Genomic DNA, 24498 nt, shown 5'->3' on the forward strand with positions numbered 1-24498 from the left:
GGTCAGGCCCCCACCCTCCGGATAGCGCATCCCACCGGCATACCGCAGGGATCATGAACCGTCACTACCCGACGACAACCCGAAAACCTCAGTAGGAACTCGTCGCAGCTCGGTCGGATTCGCTGCGAAGAACGCAGAATTCGTTGCCTTCGGGGTCGGCAAGGACTGCCCAGCCGGAGCCATCGGTATTCCGGTGATCGGCGACAAACGCGGCACCGAGGCCGAGCAGTCGTTCCACCTCATGCTCGCGCGATGTCTCAGGGCGCAAACATAGATGGATCCGGTTCTTGCTCTTCTTGGACTCGGGCACCTGGTTGAAGTACAGCACGGGGCCCTCCGTCAGCAGGACCTGAGTCTCCCGGTCTCCCGGTTTGTTCATCGGATCCAGCGGACGCCCAGTCACTGCGCTCCAGAACCGGGCCAGCTCGTAGGCATCCGCACAGTCAATCGCCACGTTCTGCAATACCGAAACCATGCGCGCGAGTTTTCCTCACTTCAACTCCGGACGCCACTGAGTCTGTGCTCAGCATTCGCGCACACAGCTCTGGCGCATGGCAGCACTCTCGATACACGACCTGGGCCGCACGCCGCGTGCTGGGCCGGGTTGCTCAGCCCACCCCTCCCCGGGCGCGGTGTGCTCCAGTCGATCACCGCAGCCCTTCGGTGCCGTCAGACGAGAGGTCGGGGTGCCTTCTCGCCGTGCACGGCTGTGTATTCGGCTGCGAGCCAGGGTCCCAAGTGCTCGATGAGCATGCTGAGTACTGTCGGGTCTGCGGAGGGCGTGCGGCCGGTGGCCGCAGCCACGCGCATCTGCTCGGCGTGCCGCGGGTAGTAGCCGCCGAACAGTTCGGCGGACGCGCTGAGGTCGCTCGTCCAGCCGCCCCAGCGCGGCATGACCAGCGTGAATCCTGTGCGGACGATGCGGCGGGCCACGAGACGGCTGAGGGTCTTGCGGTCGGCGTCGGTGGTGGCCTTGGCCGCTCGGGCCCGCCACCGGGGGAGAATCAGGGCGAGGTCGCCGTTCGTCTCGCGGGCGAGCACCGAAGTGGGGCGGTAGCGGGGGAGCTGTTCGGCGAGGTCGTCGCCCAGCAGCGGCGTACAGAGGCACGCGACGAAGAAGCCGCCGTCATGGCGTTCGAGTTCACTCAACAGGCTGCGCACACCGGACAGGAGGATGCCGACGCCGTTGATCGGGGCGCAGGAGCGGTCGAGGACGGCCTCGATCGCCCTGGCGTCCGCCCGGTCGGTCTCAGTGGGTTCGTCGCGAAGGGCGAGGAGGAGGTCTGCGTCGGAGACCCCCGGGACGGCGGTGCCGCGGGGAATGCTGCCGTAGAGGTAGGCGCTGTGCAGTCGTCCCGTGCTGCCGAACACTTCGGTGATCTGAGCGCGGCAGGCATCGACGACAGGGACGAAAGCCTCTGACACGCGGCTCAGTGCCCCTTCACGCGCGATCGTCCCATCCTGGTTCAGTCCTCTTCCGCTCACGGGACCACTGTGCCTGGTGACTTGATAAGCCGCCGAGTGGTTTTCCACGGCGATCACTGCGCCCGTGCGCCTTGTGACAGTCGCCGTCGCTTCCGGTGTACAGGTGCGCTGTGCCGAGGCCGCCCGGGGCATTTCTGCCCCGGGCGGCCCGGTCTCAAGTGCTCTTGCCGGCTCCGCCGGAGGCACTGGCTCTCATGCGAATGGCAGCTGCTGCACCACCTGCTGCGAACACGATTGCCGTGAGGCCGTACATCGACCGCAGCCAAGTGGGCCGTTCGTCACCGGAGAAGGCAAGGAATGCGAACCACAGCGTTCCCACCAAGTACCCCAGTATCTGCACACCAGGCGAGTGCTGTTGCACGCCTGAACGGTTGGTCACTGACACGCATCTCCCCATTGATCCGATCTTATGTGTTGATCTTCGCAGATCGGGGGCATGCAGTCGGTCGGTGTCGGCTGAGCTGGGCGACTGTCATCGTTTGCTTCGGCGAACTCCCGTGCAGGCCAGGGCGGCGCCGGCATTGTCGGGCCAGGTCTGCCCGGTTCATCTGCCCCCTTCCTGTCCTTGGTGTCGGAGCTGCACTCAGTCGTTGAAGTGGAGCCGTCGGCGGGTCCAGAGAGTGAGGTCGCTGCTGGTCGCGACGGCCAGGGTGAGACCGGAGGGTGAGAATCCGGCGGTGCGAAGCTCTGAGTAGTCCGAGTGGAAGACGTGCCACCACGCCTCTCCCGCTGGTCCTTTGTGGGCCCCGCCGCCTGCGGAGAGAAGGACGCGGTCCCGGGGCCATTCCGGGCTGACGACGTCCAGGGTCCAGCCGTCGGGGGTGGTGCTGTGGAGGCCGCCGCCGAAGATGCCGGCGATGCGGATTTGGGTGCCTTCGATCGGCCCGAGACCGGGGCAGGTGAGGTCAGGGTGAGCGTCGGGGGTGCTGGTGTCGGGGTCGGGATCCCGGTCGCGGGCGATCTTCTCGCCGGTGACGGCGTCGAAGAGTCCGTGGCCGTCGCTGGAGACGACCATGACGAGGTCGTGCCCGCTGTCGGGGTGGACGGCGAAGCCGATGCCGAGCAAGCCTCCTATGGGAGTTCTGCGGTCAAGTACCGGCTGCCATGGCTCAGGGGCCGCCATGACGGGGGCCGCGAGGTAGCGCTCGCGCAGCTTCTGCTGGTACTCCGTGATCAACTCGTCTCCTCGGTGCGATTCGCGTCGAGGGCCTCTCGCGCAGCGGCCCACGTCGACTCACAGAATGCATCCTGGGTGATCTCGGCAGCGCCGCCCGCGTCGTGCCACCCGTGCAGACTGCCCTCCGCGAGGACTCCGTACTTCCGATCGGAAGCCGTCATCGCCGGGATCGGCGTTGTGCCGGCCTTGGTGACTGCCGAACAGGCCGCAGCTACAGGTGCCACTCCGCTCGTCGTAGGCACGAATCGTTCGCGCGCGAACGTATCGGCCCCCACCTCGGCGTACGGCGTGACCTGGTTGCTGCTGGAGCGCCGCGGTCCAGCCGTTGACTGCAGCAGCATGCCCCCGGCGTGTGGCGGGCCGTGCCCTAGCGTGGGGCGATGTCCAGGAGTTGACGGATCTCGCGGGCTGCGTCGCGGGCGGGGCGGCCGGCGCCGATGAGCGTTGCGGAGGCCGGGCCGGTCCAGTCGCCGTACCCGAGCAGGTGCAGGCGCGGCTCGTCCACGGCCTGGGTGCCGGCGGTCGCGATGTGTCCGCGGGTGCCGCGCAGGCGCAGGGAGGCGAAGGGGGCGAGTGCGGGGCGGAAACCCGTGCACCAGATGACCGCGTCCACTTCCGCGGCGGTGCCGTCGGCCCACTCGACGCCGGTTTCGGTGAGGCGGCTGAACATCGGTCTCGCGTGCAGGAGTCCGGCGTCGCGGGCCGCGCGGACCGGGGGAACGGCGACGATGTCGCCGAGTGAGGCGACGCCGCCGGTGTCGGTGCGGCCGGCGTCCAGCGCCTGGCGGCGGGCGGTCGCGGCGTCGAAGAGCGCCCGGCCGTCGATGGCGTCCGCCAGGTAGCGGGGTGGCCGCTGGGTCGCCCAGGTCGGCGTGACGCCGTCGAGGGCGAGGTCTGCGGCGATCTGGGCGCCGGAGTTCCCACCGCCGACGACGATCACCCGCTGTCCGGTGAACTCGGTCGGGCTGCGGTATTGCACGGTGTGGAGCTGGCGGCCGGTGTACGTGCGCCGGCCGGGGACGGCGGGCAGGAAGGGGCGGGTCCAGGTGCCGGTGGCACTGATGACCGCGCGGCTCCGCCAGGGGCCACAGTCGGTTTCGACCCGCAGGAAGGGGCCGTCGCGGTGGACGGCGTCGACTCGCACGCCGCGCTGGACCGGCAGCTCGTACCGCTTCTCGTAGTCGGCGAGGTAGGAGACGACATGGGCCGCGTCGGGGTAGATCTCGCCTTCCTGCACGGGCATGAAGCGGCCGGGAAGGGAGGAGTAGGCGGCCGGGGAGAACAGGTGCAGGGAGTCCCAGGTGTGCTGCCAGGCCCCGCCGGGCGCCGTCTGGGCGTCGAGGATGACGTGCTCGATGCCCAGGCGGCGCAGGTGGTAGCCGGCGGCGAGCCCGGACTGGCCGCCACCGATCACCACCACATCAGCTCTCTGCGTCATGCGGCGGGCCGGGCCTGCTCGGTCTTGCCGCGCATGAAGATGACCGCGACGAGGGCCAGGCCCACCGCAGCGCCCACGAGCTGCACCGCGATGAAGGCCGGCACGGAGGCGGGGGCGATCCCGGCGAAGGTGTCGGTGAACGCGCGGCCGATGGTCACGGCCGGGTTCGCGAACGAGGTCGAGGAGGTGAACCAGTACGCGGCGCCGATGTACGAGGCGACCGCGACGGGGGCGAAGCGCAGGCGGTCGGTGCGGGCCAGGCCGAAGATCAGCAGGATCAGCCCCGCGGTCGCCACGACCTCGCCCAGCAGCAGGTGCCCGGCGGAGCGGTCGTGGGTGGACCACTTCACCAGTGGCTCGCCGAACATCGCGTCCGCCAGGATCGCGCCCGCGATCGCCCCGACCGTCTGGGAGGGCACGTACACCGCCAGCTCGCGGCCGTTCACGCCCGCACCGCCGCGGCGGGCGGTCCACCACTCCGCCAGGGTGACGGCGGGGTTGAAGTGCGCTCCGGAGACCGGGCCGAGGAGAGCGATGAGGACGCCGAGCCCGAAGACCGTGGCGGTGGAGTTCGCCAGCAGTTGCAGTGCCACGTCGTCGGTGAGCTCCGTGGCCTGGATGCCGGAGCCGACCACGATCGCGACCAGGGCGGCGGTGCCGACGAGCTCGGCGGCGGCGCGGGCGATCAGCGGGGTGCGGGGCGGGGTGGCACCAGGCGCCGGCTGGGGAATGCCGATGGCTGTGGCGGACTCCGCTGCGGGGGCGGCGGCGGGCTCGGTGGCGGTCACGGCGGGTTCTCCTGGGGCAGGCGAGGCAGGCGAGGCAGGCGAGGCAGGTGAGGCGGGGCGCGGAAGGCTATGGGCAGGACCGCTTGACGTTCGCTTCGGCGGTGGCGTGGGCGGTCCGGGCGAGGTCGGCGAACTGACCGGCGAGCTGGGCGATGACCTCCGGGCGCAGGCGGTAGTAGATGAACCGCCCGCATGGCTCCGTATCCACGACCCCGGCCTCGCGCAGCACCTTCAGATGGTTGGAGAGGTTGGTCTGCTTGGCACCCGTCTCCTGCACGAGGTGGGTGGTGCACAGGGTCTCCTTGGCGAGGAGGGTCACGATGTGGAACCTGAGCGGGTCGGCCAGTACCCGCATCAGTTCAGTGTCGACTGACGTCATCATGTGCTGATACTGTCACATCATTCCGGCCTGATACCAGTCCGGGCTGAGTCATGGATCGTGCCGGCGGCCGGCAGACCCTGGTTGACGAAGGAAGAGACGATGTCCTCCACTCCGCTCGCGTCCGTACTGTTCGTCTGCATCCACAACGCGGGCCGCTCCCAGATGGCCGCAGGATTCCTGCGCCACCTCGCCGGCGACCGCGTCGAGGTCCGCTCCGCCGGATCCGTGCCCGGCGACCGGATCAACCCCTCCGCCGTCGCCGCCATGGCCGAGCTGGGCATCGACATCTCCGACCAGAAGCCGAAGGTCCTCACCACCGAGGCCGCCCAGGCATCGGACTACATCATCACCATGGGCTGCGGCGACGCCTGCCCGTACTTCCCCGGCAAGACCTACCTCGACTGGCAGCTGGAAGACCCGGCCGGCCAGGGCGTCGAGGCCGTCCGCCCCATCCGCGACGAGATCAAGGGCCTCATCGAGGGCCTGATCACGGAGATCGACGCCAAGAAGCAGGGCTGATTTCGTGACCGACGCGACCACCGCCGACGACGTGTCCGCGCCGCAGGCCTGTCTCCGGCCCTTCAGCTCGCGTCGGTTGCCCTGGCTCTGACGGTGATCCTCGCGTGGTCGTACCCACCGGGCTCGGGCGACGGGTTGTAGGTGATCGTGAACGTCCGCCGGACGTCGCCGAAGCGGTCGGAGTACCTCACCTCGGACGTACTGACGCGCTGCGCCTTGGCGGTGATGTCGTACGTACGAAGGAAGTCCTTGACGCTGGAGTCCTGGCCGTTGCCCACCTCGTACCGGAGCACCGCGGTGCCGTCCTTCTCCACCTCGGCGTACGTAGGTACGTAGTAGCGCCCCGCCGGTCGGTGCTGCTCGTGGTGCATCCCCGCCGTGCGCTCCACTGCCTCCTGTGGACCGTCACCGGCCGGTGTGAGCAGCGCGACGGCCGCCCAAGCGATCACGCCGAGCGTCCACACCATGCACAGGGCCAGGAACCACATCAGCCACCTGCGGCGGCGCGGATTCCTGGGGCCCCGGCCCGTACTCACCCGTTCCATGTGCGTACTTCGCTCTGCCCGCCCATGTCGTACTCCCTGGCCTGGCCCGACTGGTGGAGCCTGGCCATCTGGGCGTCCGACACATTGCCCATCGCGGGTACTGGAGTCGCCTTGTTCGCGTCCCAGTTGTAGCGGTCGTACACGTGTGTCTGGTAGCGAATCGTCGTCCTGGGTTCACCGTCGGGGCCCGGGACGACCTCGACCTGGGCGACCGTGTTGTAGTGGAAGGAGCCGACCGCGTGGTACCAGTCGGGGTCCTTCTCGGCGGTCCAGCCCTGCCAGCCGGTCTGCTGGACGTACTTCACGGGCTTCCCGGTGCGCTCGTATTCGGCGAGGGCCTGCGCCTCCCAGTTGGGGGCGTTCTCCGCGAGCTGGGCTTCCACGTTGCGGTTCATGTCGGGGAGGTCGCCCATCAGTGCGTCCACGTCGATGTCCAGCGGTTCCCCGGTGTTGGAGAGGTAGTGCAGCATGTGCTTGGCCGACTGAGGGCCGCCGAGCACGGCGGGGGAACCCATGGCGAAGAAGCCCATCTTGTTCTTGATGGCACGGTCCTCGTCGGTGGCCTCGCGGGTGTTGTAATCGCCGGCGCCCTTGTCGGGCGTGGGCGGCGGGAGCAGCGTTCCGCCGGCGCCGGAGAAGACGCGGTTCAGATTCCTGGCGCCCTCGGTGTCGGCCTTGACTGCGGCCTCGGTTTGGTCGTCCAGGACGGTGTACGCCACCGCCTTCTTGATGCGTTCGAGCTGGTAATCGGTGTGCTCGTTGACGTCGGCGGCGTAACTGAGGGCGGCCGTCGCGCGCGTGAGGAGGCTGTCCGCGTTCTCCTGGTCCTGCCGGGCCGCTCCGGCGCTGTCCGGGTCGTTGGGCGGGTAGTGCCGCTCGGGGGTGGTGACGCCTCCGCTATCGTGCAGCGTCAGGTCCTTCGCCCGGGCCATCTCCCGGGCTTCGCCGAGCCAGGTGCGGGCGAGCTTGAACCCGGCATTTGCCGCTTCGAGGGTGTCGGCGGCGGCCTTCGACTCGCGGTGTGCGATGGTCAATTCCTCGTGCAGTGCCGCAAGTTGCACGCGGGCCATCATGGCGGCCGGGCCCGTCCAGACGAAGGGCAGCTTGAGCAGGACGTTCTGGACGTGACCCCGGGCCTCGGCGGCCGCCGCGGCCAGGTCTACCCACTCGCCGGCCGCCCGCGACCAGGCCTCCGGACGTACGTCTTCCAGTTCTCCGACCGTGATGTTCTGGCGCTCCACCGCATCGGCATGCTCGTGGTCCTCGCCCTTGGGCCGGTCAGTGAGCGTCGCCACTACGCATCCTCCTCGAACGAAGCGAGGATCGCCTGGAAATCCTGCGCGGTACGGTGTTCTTGCGCCGTGTAGTTCGTGTGCGTCTGGCGCATCTTGCCGGCCAGTGAGCGGCATTGCTTGGCGAGGCGGGTGATCTCGTCGTCCCAGTCGCTCGTTGTCGCTTTGAGCATGCGTCCGCTGGTGAGCATGGTGTGGATGCGCGCTGTCGTGTCGGATTCCGCCAGGCCCTTGTCCGCCTTCTCCAGAATCTGGGCGGCCAGGTCCAACTCATCCGCCATCTTTCCGAGTTCGGCGTTGCTCACGCCGTAACCGTTGTCGTCGGCGCCGTCGGCCTGGGTAACGGGGGTGCCGCTCCGGCCGGTGGCGCCTCCCGGGCCGGTGCCCGCCGACATGGTCTGGACGCCGTCGTAGTCGAAGCCGGGGTCAGGGTTCGTCCCGGGCGCGGAATCCCGGTCTCGGACGTCGGTGGGACCGTCCGGGGCGGGCAACTGGTTCGTCTGGTCAGCCGGTTGGGAGGTGCGGGGGGCGGAGCCGGTGCCGGCGTCCGGGCCGGCGTCGGGTGCGGGCACGTCCAAGCGGTAGCTGGACCGGGGATCCAGGCCGGTGTTGGGCGCGGATATGCGTCCCACGGAATCGGGCTCTGTACTCACGACTTCCCCCTGTGCCGACGCGGCCCCGTTGTGGGGCAACACGCTTCGACGACTCGATCACGCGTGCTGGGACCTTAGCCGTTCGCCGTCACGCCGAGCAACGATGCCGGGTCATCCTGGCCGCAGGTGCCGGCGTGCCGTCTCGACGGGCTTTTCGTGCTGGTCGGCGTGAGGATCGCCAGCACGTGATCGTGCTCCTGACGCTTCCTGATCAAGATCCGCAGGACCTGGTTGTGCACGCTGTTCTCCGGGACCGTGGACGGGCCGACACGAGGCCGAGTGCCACGCGGCTGGTGAGCCGGCGGCGGCCCCCGAGGAGATCGGCTACGGCGGTCGGGGGCGGGCGTATCGGCCTTTTGGCGGTGGTGAATGGAAGCACTCGGTGTACTCCGAGCGCCGTGGTGTCCGCTCTTGTCGGCACTGTTCTGCGGGGGAAGAGTCGGCGCCCGTACCGGGGCTCAGAAACCGTTCGCCAGGCGTCCAACGAAGGAGCTCGAGCATGAAGAGATCACGTCTCAGAGCATGGATCGTCGCAGTGGGCTCGACCATGCTGGCCGCTGGAGTCGGATTGGCACCCGTGCAGACAGCCGTGGCCGATCCCGCCGGTGTACAACGCACCCTCGACTGGGAGCAGTCCTCCGACCGCACCCTCCCCGCCTCAGCACCCCCCAACCTCAACAAGCAGTGGGCCACGACGTACGGCGCCACCAACGTCACCAGCCCCACCCGCGACGGCTCCCACGCAGCACGCTTCGAACTGCGCAAATCCGACCCGATCGTCTCCAGCAGCAAACGGGCGGAGATATCGCAGCGCGATGAGCAACCCGCGGACGCCGACCGGTGGTACGGCTTCAGCATCAACCTGGCCAGCACATGGACCCACGACACCTCGGCCGAGATCGTGAGCCAGTGGCACCAATGCGACGTCGGCTGCCCGGGCTCCTCGCCGCCCTTGGCACTCATCACCGACGAAGGGCGCTGGAAGATCGACTTCCGCGGTCAGCCCATCGATCTGGGGGCCTACACCACGGGGACGTGGGTCGACTGGGTCTTCCACGTGACCTGGCGGACGGACAGTTCCGGTCTCCTGCAGGTATGGAAGAACGGTCAACGCGTCGTGCACCAGACCGGTCCGACGCACGAGGGGGGACCCCGGTCGCCCTACTTCAAGTTCGGCATCTACAAATGGGACTGGAACACCGGAGCTCCGTCCAGCACGACGCAGCGGGTGATGTACTACGACGCGCTCCGTCTGGGTGACGAACGCGCCGTACACGGGGACGTCGCGCCCCAGAGAACCTGTACGCGAGCCCCAGCTATTGCAGCGGCGTCCGCCACCACGTACGAGCCGGCGAACCCACCCGCGAACGCCATCGACGGCAACCTGGCGACCCGCTGGTCCGGTCAGGGATTCGGCGCCGCACTGATCCTCGACACGGGCGCAACCCGCCAGCTCTGCGGCGCCACTGTGGCCTGGCACCGTGGTGACCTACGATGGAACGACTACACCATCCACGCCTCGCAGGACGGCGTCTCGTACACCAAGGTGTGGGAAGGCCGCAGCTCCGGGACGACCACGGCGCCCGAAACGGTCCTCTTCACATCGGGCTCACTGGACGCTCGGTACCTCAAGATCTCGTTCTGGGCGAATCCCGAGAACGACTGGGCGAGCATCACCGAAGCGAAGGCACTGGGCCTCTAGCCGAACACGCACTGCGCCCCTGGGCCCCCCGCCATGCCGCGGCGGGCCCACCCGCTCGCACAGCGGCATCGCCCGGCGGGCCTGCGATCTGCCCCGCACGCGGCACTGCCCGGAGAAGGGGGGGCCGACCGAGTGCCTTGCCGCGAACGGCACATGGAACAGGCAGCTCAGTGCCTGGCGCCGCCCCGACTGGCAGGGGTCGATGGCCGCCGGCATTTGCTCGTGCCCGCGTCAGCATTGTCCCGTCCCGTCCCGACGCCGGGCGGCCAGGCGTGGCGTACTGCGCCTTTGAGTTGCCGGTTTACGTCAGCTCAAGCGCTCAGCCCGCTTCGATGGGCGATGATGGGCGATGGTGCGTCAGGCTGGTTCGACGGGAAGCCAGAGCTCGCAGGTCGCGGTGGTGAAATCGTCCGCGCGGTCGAGGACCGCGACGACCGAGGGACCAGGTCGCAGCCGCCACGGGTTGGAGGGGAACCACTCGGTCGCGGTCGCCGCCCAGGTCGTCTGCAGCGCTTGGGGATGCGGTCCGCTGGTACGGAAGACCGCCCACCTTCCAGCCGGCACCTCCATGGTGTCCAGCCCGTCCGGGAGCGGCGTGTCCCGGCTGAGGGCGACTCCGTGCAGGTAGGTCAGTTCGCTGCCCTCCCTGCCGTCGGGATCGACGTCGTCACTGACCTGCAGCAAGCCCTCGGGTTCGGCGTCACTGAGGGCTTTCAGCCGCAGATGCTCCTCTCGCGGCAGCGCGGCGATGTGCTTCTGGATGTGCGGGTTGACGCCCTGATGAATCAGCGGGACGCGGGTGGCGTGTCCGACCAGCCTGAACGCAGGGCGGTCGACGAGGCGGGTGTCCATGGGAATGATCCCTTCGACGGTCAGGCGGAACCTGAGCTGCGGTTGTGTGCGCAGGGGGCCTCCGTCACGACGTACGTCACTGGGGCCGGCACCGTGGACGGCCCGGAACGCGCGTCCGAACGCCTCACTCGAGCCGTATCCGTGCCGGACGGCGATGCTCAGGAGATCCCCCTCGCCCCGGACGACATCGGCGGCGGCGACGGTCATGCGGCGCCGCCGCACGTACTCCGACAGCGGCATGCCGGCCAACGAGGAGAACATCCGACGCAGGTGGTACTCGGTCGTGCCGAGCGCCCCGGCGAGCCCGTCGATGTCGAGCTCCTCCGCGAGGTGCTTCTCGACAAGATCGACAAGTTGGTTGAGTGCCGAGATCATGAGGCCTCCCTTCTGACTCCACCCTGGCAGCAGGGGGCCCGGCTGTACCCGATCGCTGCGATCCGATCCGGTCATGATCAGGTCGGCCGGGAGGCGCGGTGCCTCTCGGCCGACCTGACCCCGTGACGTGACGCGGGGATGTTCCAACGGAGAGGGCCTAGCCCAGATACCGGGCCACAGCCTCCTCGATCCCCGCCGCGTCCGCACCCTCCGCCGCCCAGGCCACGTATCCGTCGGGCCGTACCAGGACGGTCGTCCGGCGGTCTCCGGCCCAGCGCTCCACGGTCAGCCGCCCCTCATGGGCGCCGGGGCCTTCGTACGTCCCGGGCGTGATCAGTACGAACCGGCCGCCGCGCAGCGCCTCGTAGAGCCGGCCGTCCTTCAGGGCGACGTCGGGGATGCGGGTGCCGGTGAGGCGGTGGGCGCCGCGGGGGGCGGGGTAGGCGTAGCCGATCCCGGTGATCTGGCCCAGGGCCTTGCGCTGGACCGGCGGGGCGATGTCGACGAACGCGGAGACCAGGGCGCGGGCGGCACGCAGCAGCGGATTCTGCGCGCGGGCCAACCGGACCAGTCCGCCACTGCTGCGCAGCACCGCCCGGCCGACCGGGTGGCGCTCCGCCTCGTAGCTGTCGAGGAGCCCTTCGGGCCCCCGGCCCTGTACGGCCGCGGCGAGCTTCCAGCTCAGGTTGGCGGCGTCCTGGAGGCCGGTGTTCATGCCCTGCCCGCCGGCGGGGGAGTGGATGTGCGCGGCGTCTCCGGCGAGGAAGACCCGTCCGACCCGGTAGTGCGGTGCCTGGCGCTCGTCACTGTGGAAACGGGAGAGCCAGCGGGCGTCGTGCATGCCGTAGTCGGTACCCAGAGCGCGGCGGGTGATCTCCTTGACCTCGTCGAGGTCGAGCGGGGCGTCGTCGGAGACCTCGTTGCGGCGGTTCCAGCCCATGACCCGGTACCAGCCGTCGCCGAAGGAGGCGATCATCGCGAAGGCGTCGCCGCGGCCGTTGACGGTGAGGACGCCCTCGGGCTTCTCGGCCAGCCGGACATCGGCCAGGATCAGCGACTTGATGACGGAGACACCGGGGAAGTCCAGGCCTATCGCCTCCCGCACGGCGCTCCGGTGCCCGTCGGCGCCCACGACGTAGGCCGCCCGGCGGGTGACGACCGCCCCGTCCGCGCCGCGCACGTCGAGATCGACCCCCTCGTCGTCCTGCCGCAGCCCCACGACCTCGCTCTCGTAGGCGAACTCGACCCCGGCCTCCGTGGCCCGCCGCTCCAGGAGCCGCTCGACCTCGTACTGCGGGGTGATGAGCAGGAACGGAAAGCGCGAGGGCAGCGTGCTGAGATCGAGGGAGAGGCGGCGGAAGAGCCGCAGGCCGGTGATGGTGTCGCCGGTGGTCAGGAGTTCGTCGGCCAGGCCGCGGGCGTCGAGCTGCTCCAGAGTGCGGGCGTGCACCCCGAAGGCCCGGGAAAGGTTGCTGGTCTTGCGCGGCCGCCTCTCGACGAGGGTCACGGGGACGCCGGCTGTGGCGAGGTCACCGGCGAGGAGCAGGCCGGTGGGGCCGGAGCCGACGACGATCACGGTGCGGTGGGTGGCGGTGCCGTTCATGGAGGCCTCCTGTTGCCAACGCTTGCTTGCCCTCGGCTCGTGCCAACGAGTGTTGGCCAACGCTTGTTGATAAGATAGCGAGGCGTCGGGGAAAGTGTCAACAGTTGTTGGCCAGTAACTCTCGGCGATACTTCCTGCCCTACGCCCACTGGTTCGCGCTCGTCGGCGACCTCGCCGCGGAAGGGTAGGGGCAGCGCCGGGTCGCGTACAGGGTGGACGCGTAGTCGAGGGATCGACGGCCCGGCTCCACCGGCGGCCGTGCCCACCGGGCCGCAGTAATCGGAACAGAGGGAGGGCAGGCCCGGGTACTTGCTGGTCAGGTCGGGGTGCTCGCGGAACGAGCGCCGTGCGTGTCCCGCATCAGGAGCGCGTACACCGCCGACGAGACGACGATGCCGGCGGGGAGGGCGAGGTCCAGGCCGCCCAGGGCCTGTGCGATCGGCCCGGTGTACGCGGTGTTGGCGCACAGGGCCCCCACGGTGACGCCGCTACCGAGGGCCAGCGCCCCCGCCGTGTTGACGCCTGCGCGGTACCAGAACGGGCCGGCGGAGGTCTCGTCCATCAGAGCGGGGCCGTCGTAACGGTTGCGGCGCAGCAGGATGTCGGTGGCGTAGAGGGCCATGGCGGGGCCGAGAAGGACGACCGTGAGCTGGAGGACGTTGCTGACGGTGTCGAGGAAGTCGGAGACGAGGAGCCCGTACAGGGTGAGGGAGACGGCGGCGACTCCGTCGGCGATCACACTGAGGGAGCGGCGGATGCGGATACCGACGGCCTGGAGGGCGAGTCCCGCGCTGTAGGCGGTCAGGGCGTTGATGGCGATGGTGCCGAGGACCAGGGCGAGCAGGAAGACCGGTTCGAACCAGCCGGGCAGGATCTGCTGGAGCCCTGTCTGCGGGTCCGTCATGTCCACCGCTGTCGCGGCGAGGGCCCCCAGCGAGCAGACGGCGACGCTGGGCAGGAAGCCGCCGAGCGCGGTCCATCCCACGATCGCCTTCGCCGACGTCGTACGGGGCAGATAGCGGGAGAAGTCCGCGCTGGTGGTGTACGACAGCGGGCCGGAGCCGATCAGGGTGACCCCGGCGACCAGGACCGTCCACAGCGCGGTGCCGGTGAGCGGCCGGGCCGGCGCGTACGAGAAGTCGGTGTGCCGGAACACGCTGACCGCGACGACGGCGAAGACGGCGGTGAGGGCCAGAGTGATCGGGAGGTACAGCTTCATGATCGTGCCGTGGCCGTAAACGCCGATGGCCAGGGTCAGCGTGGCGACGACCAGAACGACGACGATCTTGACGCCGGTGCTCGCGGTGATGCCGGCCATCTCGACCAGGGCGAAGGCGGCGGTCGCGGCGGCGGCCAGGTTCAGTGCGAAGTAACACACGGAGATCGTCCAGCCGACGACCGCGTTGTTCACACGGTTTCCCCGGACGCCGTACATGGCGCGTGTGATCACTTCGCTCGGCGCGCCCGCGGCCGGGCCGGATATGGAGAGCAGCCCGGTGAGCAACCAGAGTGAGTTGCCCACCACGATCACCGCGAGTGCCTGCCACAGGGTCAGGCCCATGAGGATCAGTGCGCTGCCGATCACGAGGCTCAGGTAGTTGACGTTCGCCGCCGCCCAGACGGAGAACAACTGCCGCGGGTGGCCGTGGCGCTCGCCGTCGGGGATGTGGTCGATGCCGTGGGCCTCGACCCTGCGGGCTCCCTCGAAGGGGGGTTGCGTGGCCCCGTGCAGGCCGGCGCCGGTGCCGTCGTGCGGGTCGGGAATCGTGGACGCCATGAGGCCCCTCCGGATGCTGGTTACCCACCTGCTTGCTTGTTGGTCGCACACTCAATAGCATCGAAAACATGCCGTCAAGCGTCCCGAACAAACGAATCCGCAAAACTCCAGCCGCCCGACGTGCGGAAATCGTTGCCGCAGCTGCCACGGTGGCACTGACCGAGGGGCTGGAGTGCATCACCCTCCGGCGCATCGCCGAGGAGCTCGACGTCCGGCCGGGGCTGATCAGCCACTACTTCCCGGCGGTGGAGGGCCTGGTGGCCGAGGCGTACGGAGACGCCGCCGCTGCTGAACTCGACCGACTCCTCCCGGTGGACCGGGCCGGTGCCACCCCCACCCGGCACCTGGCACGGTTCTTCGCCCGGGCGACCGGAGAGGCGTACGACGACATCAGCCGGCTCTGGCTCAACGCCCGCCACCTCAGCCGCTACCGGCCCGCGCTGCGCGACCGGGTCGTCGTCCAGGAGGCCGCCTGGCGCGACCGACTGGAAGCGCTCATCCGCGAGGGTGTCGAGCAGGGCGAGTTCCACACCGACGACCCGACGGTGACGGCCATGCAGATCCTGGTCGTACTGGACGGCCTCGGCATGCTCGTCAACAGCTGCGCCACGAGCGACGGCCCGCCGGCGATCCGACGCATGCCCGTCACCACCGCCGAACGCGAACTCGGCCTGGCCGACGGCGCACTGACCTGCACCGCCCGCGACTGACCCGCCCGCAAATGACCCGCCCCCAAGGAGCCCCGAGTCTCGTGCGCACCTCTCTCATCCTGCTCTCCGCCCGCCTGCTCGATCCGGTCACGGGCGAGTTCCTGCCGCAGACGGCGCTCGCCGCGGCCGACGGACGCATCACCGCCTTGGGCGACGGCCCGGAGATCCGCGCGCTCGCGGACGCCTCGACCACGGTGATCGACGTCAACGGCGCGGTGGTCACCCCCGGCCTGGTCGACGGGCACCTGCACCCCGTCTCCGGCGCCGAACTGACACACGGCCTGGACCTGTCGGGCTGTACCGACGTGGACCAGGTGCGCGAGGCCCTCGCCGGCGCGGTGCGCGGTCTCGTCCCCGGCGCATGGCTGCACGGCTGGGGCCTCGACCCGAACGTCTTCGCCGGCCGCCCGGTCGAGACGGCCCCCTTCGACTCCGTCCTCGACGGCGTGCCGGCCCTGCTGCTGCTCTTCGACGCGCACTCCATGCTCGCCAGCCGACGCGCACTGGAGCTCGCCGGCGTCGACGGGCCGCAGACCTTCGGCCAGGCCACCGCCGAGGTCGTGTGCGACGCGGCCGGCCGGCCCACCGGCCTCCTCCTGGAGGACGCCGCCTGCGAGCTCGTGGAGCGGGTCGCCCCCCGGCCCACCCGCGACGAGCGCCGCGAACGGCTCGCCACCGCCTTGCGCGCCATGGCCGCCGCGGGACTCACCGGCGGCCATGTCATGGACGCGAACGGCGACAGCCTGGCTTTCTACGCCGAGCTCGACGCGGCCGGCGAACTGCCGTTGCGGCTACGGGTCGCGCCGTGGTGCCAACCCGGCACCGACGCCGAAGGCGTGCGCGCCCTCATCGGGCAGCAGGGCACAGGCGGCCGTCTGTGGCGGACCGACGGCGTGAAGATATTCATGGACGGCACCATCGACAACGGCACCGCCTGGCTGGAACGCCCGGACTGCCACGGCGAGTCCCGGCACGCCTTCTGGCCGGACCCCGAGGAGTACACCCGTATCGTCGCCGACCTGCACCAGGCGGGCGTGCCCACCGCCACGCACGCCATCGGCGACGCGGCCGTACGCCACGTCCTGGACGCCGTCGAAAGGGCCCGGGCCGGCGGCGGGCCGGAGGTGCGGCATCGGGTCGAGCACATCGAGACCGTCCCCGACGACACCCTGCGCCGCTTCGCCGATCTGGGCGTCATCGCCTCCATGCAGCCGACCCACTGCTGCGACTTCACCCGGGCCGACCACACCGACAACTGGTCGCGACGCCTCGGTGAGGAGCGCGCCTCGCGGGCCTGGCGCTGCCGTGACCTGCACGACTCCGGCGCCGTCGTCGTCCTCGGCTCCGATTGGCCCATCGCCCCCCACCCGCCGCTGGGCGTCATGGCGGGAGCCCGCCACCGCCGGCCGTCGCGTGACCTCAGCCGGGCGCCGCACGGACCGGAGCAGGCGCTCACGGCCCTGGAGGCACTGCAGGGCATGACCGTGAACGCCGCCTACGCGGCGGGCGAAGAGCACGAAGCCGGTCGCATCACGGTGGGCCGCCGCGCCGACCTGACGGTTCTCGCCGCGAACCCGCTCACCACCGCGGCCACCGAACTGCCGGACGTCCCGGTGCTGCTCACCGTTCTCGACGGTGAACCGACCCACCGCGACGCGAGGCTGTGACCGGTCGAGGGGGCGATGAGGATCACTGGTACACCGAGAGCGGCAACGACAGCGAGGCAACGGGTTACAGCACTCCAGTGACCTGCGCGATCCGGGGCCGTCCGCGCCCGGTGGCGCGGGAGCCGGGCCCGGTCGGGCCGCATCCGGTCAAGATCGTCTCCATCCGATGCTGCTGCTGCGGTGGGAGCGGAGAGGACAACTCCCACCGCAGCGCTGTTCGTCCTATGCGTCGGCCGGCCAGAACTGCATGAGGTAGCGCTCGACCCCGACCGCGGTGCCTTCACCCTCCGACAGGGCGGCTGCCTCGGCCCGGCCGCTGCAGCTGACCCGAACCCGCCAGGAACCGCCGGACTCGGCCAGAGTAATCAGGCTGTCCGTGCGGCCCGTGTGCATGGACCACACCGCCAACTGCCCGCTCGTCGACTCCAAAGCGGCCTCCGCCTGCTCGTCCCAGCCGGCCGGATCCTGCGGCGGCGGAGCCCCGTCCCACACCTCGACGTCCACCGTAGCGGTATGAGTGTGACCGCCACTGGTGATGTCCAGACGCCCTGGATGCGTACCGAGGAAAGCACCACGGGAAAGATCGTCGGGGAACGGAACCGGCAAGGCCGCATCGTCGGAGTCCTGCAACCCGAACGCGAAATACCCCACGTACGCATCCAGGTGCTGCCGCCGGACCAACTGCGCCACGAGCACCCTCTCGACTCGGCAGACATGTCCCTCAGCAGAATGTCAGACCGCGACTGTGTGGGGAGCCGGCAAGTGCCTGCCGACCACGTCGTCATGGCCCGTATTGCCTTCGCGAGCCGGGATGGAGGCTGCGAAGCGGCGCCATGCCAGCGCCATGAGTGGTCGGGGCCGACTGCATGAGGGCGCGTTGTGTGGCACCTCCATGCCCCCCGTTGTGCCGACGTTGTGCCGCCGCATTTCAGCAGCGGCACTCGCTGAAGAGCGGACAGTCGCTCCGCTATATCACGTTGTGGGAAAAGAAACCGTGTGGGCAATTTGCGCACCTATGGTCACGGCCCTCGGACCATCCCTCACAGGCCATGCAAGCCAGGCAGTTGAGTACGTCGGTTCCGTCCGCCACGCCCGCGCTGTCCAGGCGCGATCGGGCCCTGACGCGCACCTCGTCCAACTGGTATTGCATCTTCTCCAGATCGTCCGCATTCTCTTTGAACGCTTGCTTCTGTGCATCGGTCAGATCAGTATTTGTGGCCACTGTCTTCCTCGTTTCGCATTGAGGATTTGTGCATCTATATCGATTATCGCCCAGGCGAGACACGGAGGCATCTGGATAACAATTACCGGATCACTCAACCATTGATTGGAAAACGGCGAAGAATCAACGATGCCGACCCGCGCGGGAGAGGGCGTCGAGCGGCAACGCTGACCGCTGCCCGCCCCCTCAGGTCCCGCGCCTATAGCGTGCGGCCCCAGTAATGCTCCGCTGCCCTGAGCAGGTTCTCCAGCGTTGCGGGCTTGGCCCGGGCCAGATCGCCGAGCGCCGCGGTCTCCGCGGCGTGGGATTCGAGCCACGTACGGAAGCCGGTCACGGCCGCCATGGACTCGGCGGTGGGGCCGTTCGCGGACGCGAGTTGTTCCGGGGTGAGGAGAGGCAGTCCCGACCGGAGCCGTATCGCGCCCGGTACGTCGAGGCTGCGGTACCGGTTGGCCACCGTGTTCTCCTGGAGCTCCAGGGTCCCGGTCACCGTGCACTCCCCGGACCGCAGGGCGGCCAGACGGGCGGCACGGACGACGGCGAGGACTCCGCTGAGGTCGAAGTCGACTGTGACCGCCAAGTCGATCGTCCCCGCCTTGACGCCATCGACGATCAGATCGACGCAGGGACGGTGGGTCGACGTGATGTGATGGCTTGTCAGAGCGACGAGCTCCTCGCTGTACGGGGTCTGGTGGGTACGGCGAGCGGCCGCCGTGAGAGCCGCGTGCTTGCGCCAGCCCGCGCCCAGCAGGTCGAGCAGATCCATGGCGAGGAACCCGTTGACGACGGTGGCGATCTCACGCTCGACAGCGCGGCCTGCCGCACCCGGCATACGTCGCGGACCGCTCGACAGCGTCTCGCCGACATTGCGCTCGTGCAGATGACCGGCGAGGGCGTCGACCGTACTCCCGCCCTCTTCCCCGAACAGGAGGGCCCGTACGGTCATTTGTTCCGGGGGACTCGTCACGGTCGCCATTGATCGTCCTCCTCCTGGATGGTCTGGTCACCGGGGTCGCGGCGAGGCTCCAGCCGCACTGTGCGGTCCGGCGTGTCCGAGTCGCGGAAATGGTGCACGCTCTCGAGGCCGGGACCACTGCGCAGTACGGCGTGCACGTGGCGGCGTGCCCAGCGCGGACCCCGGTGACGGACGCCGACGACGGCGGCCGTGGTGACCATCGCGGTGCCCAGCAGAACGAGCACGATCGGCAGGGCTCCGGAGTCCTCGTCACCGTCCGGCGCCCGGTCCTCGGTGCCGGGGACGTCGGTGTCCGGGCCATCGGTGTCGGATCCATCGGTGCCGGGAGGCTCGACCCCGGGCGGCACGGCCGGTGAGTCCGGTGTTGGCGGAGGTTCTTCGGGTGGCACCGGTGAAGGAACTTCCGGACGTTCTCCCGGCGGGACTTCGGGAGTGACTTCTGGAGGAACTACCGGAGGTTCTTCGGGTGAAGGGGGTGGTTCCGGAGGATATGGTTCGGGAGGGGGTGGTTCCGGAGGAGGAGGCGGCGGAGGATCGACGGGTCCCTCGCCTTCGCCCGAACACCCGGCACACGAGGGACAACTGTCGCAGTAGTCGGGATCAGGAGCCAATGGCCCGACAACCCGTGCGCCCGCGATGTCCACGCCTTGTACGGGTACCCTCCCGCAGTTGCCACTGCCCTGCGCCCCAGCCGCAGCCAGCGAGACCACCATGGCGAGGAGCGCCACGACCAGGAGGCGTACGGCTTGCCGGCCTGGTATTGACATGGTCGATCCCTCGTCAACGACACTGTCCGTGCGGAGCTGGAGGGCCATGCGGCGTGCTCGCTCGGCGCATTTCGCGCGGCTGACGAGCCCCACGAGCCCAGTGATGGTGCAACCGCTCCCATCAGGGCTACACAGTTCCAGTGTGCGCCGACCGAACACGGGCCGCACCTGGGGTCGATCGGGCCGCGAGGGGCGAGGACGCGGGCCTCGTCCGGCGCAACGCCTCTTGTCGAACAGCCCGGACCACGCCTCCACGCGCCGCGAGCAGGTGTGCGGCCCGGGCCGGTGCCGCTGCCGAGCCTCCTCCCTGAGCGGTACCGACCCGGATGGGGGCCTTCGGCCGGGCTCGGAGTGCAGGCAGCTACTCGCGCGCCTAGCGTGTTGGTCGAACGGAAGCAACCACGCAGCCCGGCATGCCACCGGTGTGGACGGGCTTCGGCCATGTGGGCGTCGGCGCGGGAGTGCCGGGCGCGACTCGGCTGCCCGGTGCGCGCCTTTCGGCATCCCCCACACCCTCCGGGAGTTCGGCATGGCCCGTATCACCATCAACGGCGTGACGGTGGACCCACTGCTCGAGTCCGAGGAGTTGGTCGCCGCATCACTGGTGTCCGAGGACGCTTCCTCGTCCAACTATCTGCTCGTGCAGACCACACACCCGCCCACGGACGAGGAGAAGGAACAACTCTCGGAACTCGGTGTGGTGATCCAGGAGTACGTTCCGGACGACACCTATCTGTGCGGCTACCGGCCGAGTGATCTGGACGCCGTACGCGCACTGCCCTTCGTCAGCTGGGCGGACGTGTACCTCAACGGCTTCAAGATCGGCCAGTCGCTCCGCTCGGCCCGGCTGCGCACGGGCGTCGCCGAACTGGCCGAGCCTCTCAACGGTGCGGGTCCGCGGCCCCGCCTCGTCGACATCGTCCTGCACGAGAACGTCGACATGAGGGACGACGGACTGCGGGACCGGATCGCGGCGGCGGCCGGAGTGAGCCATGGCGACGTACAGCCCGACGGTGACAAGGTCCGCGTCACGGTCCGCGACGAGGACCTGCCCGCCCTGGCCTCGCTCGACGAGGTGAAGGAGATCGAGGAGGTCCCCGAGCGGGTCTTGTACAACACCGTCTCGGGCACTCTGCTGAAGGCCCACGTGTCGCTCAACGGCACGAAGTTCCGGGGCGAGGGCCAGATCGTCTGCGTCGCCGACACCGGCTTCGACAAGGGCTCGATCACCAATGTGCACCCCGCTTTCACCGGCCGGGTCAAGCGGCTGGTCGCCCTGGGCCGTACGAGCCCCGAGCGGTCGGACGACCCCGACGGGCACGGCACCCATGTGGCGGGCTCCGTCCTCGGCGACGGTACGTCGGCGTCGATGGGCGAACCCGTCACCGGAACGGCTCCGGAGGCGAGACTGGTCCTGCAGTCCGTGATGGACGAGAACGGCTTTCTCAGCGGCATCCCGGACAACCTCCGCAACCTGTTCCAACCGCCCTTCGTGGAGGACGGGGCGCGGATCCACACCAATTCGTGGGGTCCGGTCACCCCAGGTCTGCCCTACAACCAGGCCGCGAACGAGGCCGATCGGATGGTCTGGGACAACAAGGACTTCGTCATCCTCTTCGCCGCGGGCAACGACGGCACGGACCGGGACGGGGACGGACGCATCAACATGAGGTCCGTCAGCGGTGAGACCGCGGCCAAGAACGTCATCACCGTCGGAGCCAGCGAGGGCAACAGGCCCGGTATCTCCAAGACGTACGGTCAGATGAGGGGCGGAACGGTCCGATGGCCCGTCGCGCCGATCCGCGACGACAAGATGGCGGACAACCCCGCCGGGATGGCGGCCTTCAGCAGCCGGGGCCCGTCCCAGGAAGGGCGCTTCAAGCCCGATGTCGTCGCCCCCGGCACGTCGATCCTGTCCGCCCGCTCGCGGCTGGCACCGGCGCACACGGACTTCGGTGTCTCCACGGACCCCGCGTTCATGTTCGTCAGCGGTACCAGCATGGCCACCCCTCTGGTCGCCGGCTGTGTGGCGGTGCTGCGCGAGACGCTCGTGAAGAACGGCACCCCGAAGCCCAGCGCCGCGCTCATCAAGGCCATGCTGATCAACGGCGCCGACGAACTGCCCGGCCAGTACAACCCCAGCGAGGCGGGCTCCTCGCCGAACAACAACTCCGGCTTCGGCCTCGTGAACCTCCAGCGTGCCGTCGTCCTGCCGACCGACGCCGGCCGGGCGGGCTTCACCGACGCAGGAGAACTGAACCAGGGGGAGGAGCGTGCCTTCCTGATCACCGTTCCGGACGGAGCGGCCCGCACTCTGAAGGTGACCCTCGTCTGGACGGATCCCCCCGGAGCAGCCCTGCAGAACGACCTCGACCTGATCGTCCGCGCGGACGGTCAGGAACGCCACGGCAACATGGGCACAGGTTCCGGCTTCGACCGCGTCAACAACGTCGAGCAGGTCCACTGGCGGGACATCCCCGCAGGGGAGGCCGAAGTCGTCGTCAGCGCTCACCGGATCACCCGGTTCGCCCAGCCCTACGCCGTCGCCTGGCGCATCCTCTGACGCGTGTACGGGCAGCGCCCCGGCCCCTGCGCTCGGGGCGGCGCGGCGGTCACACGCTCCGGGACGAGGCGCCGGTTGCCGGTACGCGCACGGCGGGGGTGTTCCGGAGCCCGTCGCCGGATCTGCCGGGGCCCTCGGTGGCCACCGCAGGCGGATCAGCCGTTCAGTGCCTTCATCAGCTCCGGGGCGTATCGGTCGCCCGAGGCCACGCCGTGCGGCGCCACGGCGTCGATGGCCGCCATGTCCGCGTCGGTGATCGTCACGGCCGTGGCGGCGACGTTCTCCTCCAGGTATCGGCGGCGCTTGGTGCCCGGGATGGGCACCGCTCCCTGGTGCAGGGTCCAGGCCAGGGCGAGCTGCGAGGGCGTGACGCCCTTGTCGGCGGCGAGGCGGCGCACCTGGTCGACGACGGCCATGTTGCGGTGGAAGTTCTCCCCCTGGAAGCGGGGGTCGGTGCGGCGGAAGTCGTCCTCGTCGAAGTCGTCGGGGGTGGTGATGGCACCGGAGAGGAAGCCCCGGCCGAGCGGCGAGTAGGCGACGAGCCCGATGCCGAGCTCACGCAGGGTGTCGAGAACACCGTCGTGCTCGATCCCGCGCTCGAAGAGGCTGTACTCGGTCTGTACGGCGGCCAGCGGATGTACGGCATGCGCCCGGGCGATCGTCGAGGGCGCGGCCTCGCACAGGCCGATGTGGGCGACCTTGCCGGCGGCGACGAGCTCGGCCATGGCGCCCACGCTCTCCTCGACGGGCACGTTCGGATCGATGCGGTGCAGGTAGTAGAGGTCGATGTGGTCGGTGCCCAGATGGCGCAGGGAGCGGTCGGCGGAGCGACGGATGTACTCGGGGGTCGCGTTGTGGCCGCGGAAGTCGCCTTCGTCGGTGAATTCGACACCGGTCTTCGTGGCGATCACGGCGGAGGCGCGGCGGCCGGCCAGCGCCTTGCCGAGAAGCTGCTCGTTACGGAAGGGGCCGTAGCCCTCGGCGGTGTCCAGGAGGGTGACGCCCAGCTCCAGGGCGCGGTCAATGGTGGCGAGAGACTCGGTCTCGTCGGTGGCTCCGTAGTGGGCGCTCATGCCCATCAGGCCGAGGCCCTCGGCGCCGACCTTCAGCCCCTGGGTGCCCAGTGCGCGGATCTCCATCGTGTTCTCCTCAAGAAGTAACTAACTGGATAGTTAGAGCATGGACCACGGCTCCGCACGATGTCAATAACCAGATAGTTACTTGCTAGGCTGCGGCGCATGGCACGGGATTCCAGCGCAACGAAGGCCCGCCTGCTCGACGCGGCCCTCTCCGAGTTCGCGACGTACGGCATCGCAGGTGCGCGCGTGGACCGCATCGCCGATGCGGCGCAGGCGAACAAGAGACTCATCTACGTCTACTACGGCAACAAAGAGCAGCTCTTCGACGCCGTGCTCCAGCGCGCACTGGAGACAGGCTCGGAGTCCGTACCGTTCGACGCGGACGATCTGCCGGCCTACGCGGGAGCCGTCTTCGACCACCTCGTAGAGCGGCCTGCGCTGATGCGTCTGGTGTTGTGGAAGCAGCTGGAGCGTCCGGCGCCCACAGACACGGAGGCAACCTCCTACCAGGGCAAGATCGCAGCCGTGAAACAGGCGCAGGAGGCGGGCCGGATCGACGCCGGGCTGGACGCCACCGATGTGCTGACGCTGGTCATGGGCCTGTCACAGGCGTGGTTCAGCGCGGTGGGCGGGCCCGCGGCGGGCGAGACCGGCAGCAACGAATGGCCACCCGAGCAGCTCGTCCGCCACCGGGCGGCAGTGGTGGAGTCCGTACGCCGGATCACCACGCCGCAAGCGGATGACGGGGCACGGACCGGCTGAAACCGGGTGCCCGTGCTCGCGGTGTGCTCCGCTGCGGGCGCCGTCGGCAATACGAACAGGCCCCGCCCGCGCGGGCGGTTGTGGTTCCTGCGCCGGGTCCGTGTGCGGGATGCCGGCGTCGGACACGCGTGTCCGACGGCGGTATGGGGCGCGCCGTGGCAGTC

24 protein-coding genes are annotated in these 24498 nt (G+C 69.5%); 6 read left to right on the plus strand and 18 right to left on the minus strand.

Translation table 11 applies throughout. From position 1 onward, the window contains the following. Positions 1 to 88: 88 nt before the first annotated feature. The 7 genes from ACWGH0_RS21165 to ACWGH0_RS21195 form a co-directional block, all read right to left on the minus strand. The gene (locus ACWGH0_RS21165) at positions 89 to 475 is read right to left on the minus strand and encodes a VOC family protein (RefSeq protein ID WP_453405732.1); all 387 of its coding nucleotides are present in this window, start codon (positions 473 to 475) and stop codon (positions 89 to 91) included. Positions 476 to 669: 194 nt separating this feature from the next. Then, entirely contained in the window at positions 670 to 1485 is an 816-nt protein-coding gene (locus ACWGH0_RS21170; protein ID WP_453405733.1) for a nucleotidyltransferase domain-containing protein, read from the minus strand. A 583-nt stretch (positions 1486 to 2068) separates the two neighbouring features. Continuing rightward, entirely contained in the window at positions 2069 to 2662 is a 594-nt protein-coding gene (locus tag ACWGH0_RS21175) for a hypothetical protein (protein WP_453405734.1), read from the minus strand. Next, on the minus strand, positions 2659 to 3003 hold the full coding sequence (locus ACWGH0_RS21180; RefSeq protein ID WP_453405735.1) for a hypothetical protein: 345 nt from the start codon (positions 3001 to 3003) through the stop codon (positions 2659 to 2661). Before ACWGH0_RS21180 ends, ACWGH0_RS21175 begins: the two co-directional genes overlap by 4 nt. 26 nt (positions 3004 to 3029) lie before the next feature. Further along, entirely contained in the window at positions 3030 to 4100 is a 1071-nt protein-coding gene (locus tag ACWGH0_RS21185) for an ArsO family NAD(P)H-dependent flavin-containing monooxygenase (protein ID WP_453405736.1), read from the minus strand. Further along, positions 4097 to 4888 carry an aquaporin gene (locus tag ACWGH0_RS21190; protein WP_453405737.1) on the minus strand — a complete coding sequence of 264 codons (792 nt, stop codon included), beginning with the start codon at positions 4886 to 4888 and terminating at the stop codon, positions 4097 to 4099. Before ACWGH0_RS21190 ends, ACWGH0_RS21185 begins: the two co-directional genes overlap by 4 nt. A gap of 67 nt (positions 4889 to 4955) precedes the next feature. Next, the gene (locus ACWGH0_RS21195; RefSeq protein WP_453405738.1) at positions 4956 to 5270 is read right to left on the minus strand and encodes an ArsR/SmtB family transcription factor; all 315 of its coding nucleotides are present in this window, start codon (positions 5268 to 5270) and stop codon (positions 4956 to 4958) included. 99 nt (positions 5271 to 5369) lie between these two features. Between ACWGH0_RS21195 and ACWGH0_RS21200 the strand changes: the two genes are divergently transcribed. Next, the gene (locus ACWGH0_RS21200) at positions 5370 to 5789 is read left to right on the plus strand and encodes an arsenate reductase ArsC (protein WP_453405739.1); all 420 of its coding nucleotides are present in this window, start codon (positions 5370 to 5372) and stop codon (positions 5787 to 5789) included. A 62-nt stretch (positions 5790 to 5851) separates the two neighbouring features. Here ACWGH0_RS21200 and ACWGH0_RS21205 read toward each other — a convergent pair whose 3' ends face one another. The 4 genes from ACWGH0_RS21205 to ACWGH0_RS21220 all read right to left on the minus strand — a co-directional run bounded on the left by ACWGH0_RS21205 (position 5852) and on the right by ACWGH0_RS21220 (position 8518). After that, positions 5852 to 6334, minus strand: a complete 483-nt coding sequence (locus ACWGH0_RS21205) for a hypothetical protein (RefSeq protein ID WP_453405740.1) — start codon at positions 6332 to 6334, stop codon at positions 5852 to 5854. Continuing rightward, on the minus strand, positions 6322 to 7629 hold the full coding sequence (locus ACWGH0_RS21210) for a hypothetical protein (protein WP_453405741.1): 1308 nt from the start codon (positions 7627 to 7629) through the stop codon (positions 6322 to 6324). Before ACWGH0_RS21210 ends, ACWGH0_RS21205 begins: the two co-directional genes overlap by 13 nt. After that, the gene (locus ACWGH0_RS21215; RefSeq protein WP_453405742.1) at positions 7629 to 8198 is read right to left on the minus strand and encodes a hypothetical protein; all 570 of its coding nucleotides are present in this window, start codon (positions 8196 to 8198) and stop codon (positions 7629 to 7631) included. Before ACWGH0_RS21215 ends, ACWGH0_RS21210 begins: the two co-directional genes overlap by 1 nt. A 155-nt stretch (positions 8199 to 8353) precedes the next feature. Continuing rightward, entirely contained in the window at positions 8354 to 8518 is a 165-nt protein-coding gene (locus tag ACWGH0_RS21220) for a hypothetical protein (protein WP_453405743.1), read from the minus strand. Between the two features lie 260 nt (positions 8519 to 8778). Here ACWGH0_RS21220 and ACWGH0_RS21225 point away from each other — a divergent pair, with 260 nt between their 5' ends. Next, a complete protein-coding gene (locus tag ACWGH0_RS21225; RefSeq protein ID WP_453405744.1) occupies positions 8779 to 9981 on the plus strand; it encodes a heparin lyase I family protein in 1203 nt (400 codons plus the stop codon). Positions 9982 to 10338: 357 nt separating this feature from the next. Here the strand turns inward: ACWGH0_RS21225 and ACWGH0_RS21230 are convergent, their stop codons facing one another. The 3 genes from ACWGH0_RS21230 to ACWGH0_RS21240 all read right to left on the minus strand — a co-directional run bounded on the left by ACWGH0_RS21230 (position 10339) and on the right by ACWGH0_RS21240 (position 14588). Continuing rightward, a complete protein-coding gene (locus ACWGH0_RS21230) occupies positions 10339 to 11208 on the minus strand; it encodes an AraC family transcriptional regulator (protein WP_453405745.1) in 870 nt (289 codons plus the stop codon). A gap of 157 nt (positions 11209 to 11365) precedes the next feature. Beyond that, positions 11366 to 12811: an FAD-dependent monooxygenase gene (locus ACWGH0_RS21235; RefSeq protein ID WP_453405746.1), complete on the minus strand. Its 1446-nt coding sequence runs from the start codon at positions 12809 to 12811 to the stop codon at positions 11366 to 11368. A 316-nt stretch (positions 12812 to 13127) separates the two neighbouring features. Beyond that, entirely contained in the window at positions 13128 to 14588 is a 1461-nt protein-coding gene (locus tag ACWGH0_RS21240) for a purine-cytosine permease family protein (protein WP_453405747.1), read from the minus strand. Between the two features lie 68 nt (positions 14589 to 14656). Between ACWGH0_RS21240 and ACWGH0_RS21245 the strand changes: the two genes are divergently transcribed. Both ACWGH0_RS21245 and ACWGH0_RS21250 read left to right on the plus strand, forming a co-directional pair. Beyond that, positions 14657 to 15298: a TetR family transcriptional regulator C-terminal domain-containing protein gene (locus ACWGH0_RS21245; protein WP_453405748.1), complete on the plus strand. Its 642-nt coding sequence runs from the start codon at positions 14657 to 14659 to the stop codon at positions 15296 to 15298. Positions 15299 to 15339: 41 nt separating this feature from the next. Then, entirely contained in the window at positions 15340 to 16965 is a 1626-nt protein-coding gene (locus ACWGH0_RS21250; protein WP_453405749.1) for an amidohydrolase, read from the plus strand. Between the two features lie 222 nt (positions 16966 to 17187). Here the strand turns inward: ACWGH0_RS21250 and ACWGH0_RS21255 are convergent, their stop codons facing one another. The 3 genes from ACWGH0_RS21255 to ACWGH0_RS21265 all read right to left on the minus strand — a co-directional run bounded on the left by ACWGH0_RS21255 (position 17188) and on the right by ACWGH0_RS21265 (position 19510). Then, the gene (locus ACWGH0_RS21255) at positions 17188 to 17655 is read right to left on the minus strand and encodes a hypothetical protein (RefSeq protein ID WP_453405750.1); all 468 of its coding nucleotides are present in this window, start codon (positions 17653 to 17655) and stop codon (positions 17188 to 17190) included. Positions 17656 to 18386: 731 nt separating this feature from the next. After that, the gene (locus tag ACWGH0_RS21260; RefSeq protein ID WP_453405751.1) at positions 18387 to 19163 is read right to left on the minus strand and encodes a hypothetical protein; all 777 of its coding nucleotides are present in this window, start codon (positions 19161 to 19163) and stop codon (positions 18387 to 18389) included. Next, a complete protein-coding gene (locus tag ACWGH0_RS21265; RefSeq protein WP_453405752.1) occupies positions 19151 to 19510 on the minus strand; it encodes a hypothetical protein in 360 nt (119 codons plus the stop codon). The genes ACWGH0_RS21260 and ACWGH0_RS21265 overlap by 13 nt, the downstream gene beginning before the upstream one ends. A gap of 949 nt (positions 19511 to 20459) precedes the next feature. Between ACWGH0_RS21265 and ACWGH0_RS21270 the strand changes: the two genes are divergently transcribed. After that, a complete protein-coding gene (locus ACWGH0_RS21270) occupies positions 20460 to 22493 on the plus strand; it encodes a S8 family serine peptidase (RefSeq protein WP_453405753.1) in 2034 nt (677 codons plus the stop codon). A gap of 155 nt (positions 22494 to 22648) precedes the next feature. Here ACWGH0_RS21270 and ACWGH0_RS21275 read toward each other — a convergent pair whose 3' ends face one another. Beyond that, entirely contained in the window at positions 22649 to 23632 is a 984-nt protein-coding gene (locus ACWGH0_RS21275; protein ID WP_453405754.1) for an aldo/keto reductase, read from the minus strand. Positions 23633 to 23731: 99 nt separating this feature from the next. Between ACWGH0_RS21275 and ACWGH0_RS21280 the strand changes: the two genes are divergently transcribed. Then, positions 23732 to 24334 carry a TetR family transcriptional regulator gene (locus ACWGH0_RS21280; RefSeq protein ID WP_453405755.1) on the plus strand — a complete coding sequence of 201 codons (603 nt, stop codon included), beginning with the start codon at positions 23732 to 23734 and terminating at the stop codon, positions 24332 to 24334. Positions 24335 to 24498: the final 164 nt, after the last annotated feature.

This window comes from Streptomyces sp. NPDC054887 (assembly GCF_053610585.1).